The organism is Shewanella electrica (assembly GCF_022321485.1).
Taxonomy (GTDB): domain Bacteria; phylum Pseudomonadota; class Gammaproteobacteria; order Enterobacterales; family Shewanellaceae; genus Shewanella; species Shewanella electrica.
Genome location: NZ_JAKOGG010000106.1, coordinates 1 through 328, shown reverse-complemented (window position 1 = coordinate 328; position 328 = coordinate 1). Strand labels below are relative to the sequence as shown.

Below are 328 nucleotides of genomic sequence, written 5' to 3'. Positions count from 1 at the left end.
TCTTCTTTCTGTCACGCTTTACTTTCTCCAAGAGTTCTTCATCATCATCTGCCTCGAGTATTGCTGCATTTGCATTCTTCTTACCAGCCAATGAAAGCACAAAGCTGGTGATGAAGCTGATGGACAAGCCTCTCTTTGTCACAACAATTGGAGAGTGTGGTGTTGCTTTGCAAAGAGTTAATTCCCTCTTCACTGTGCATTTCATTATGGGATTGTAGTAAACATATGTTGGTGTTACAAATGATGATGATGAGAATGAATTAGTTAGTAGGAAGGGGTTTGAGGTTGAGAGAATATTTGTTGCCATTTTTTCTCTTTCCAAATCTTT

General features: G+C 38.7%; 1 protein-coding gene. It reads right to left on the bottom strand.

The annotated features are described in order from the left end of the window. The coding region (locus tag L9G74_RS23960; protein ID WP_238898542.1) for an SPRY domain-containing protein at window positions 1-307 on the bottom strand (307 nt) is incomplete at its 3' end. Between the last annotated feature and the right edge of the window lie 21 nt (window positions 308-328).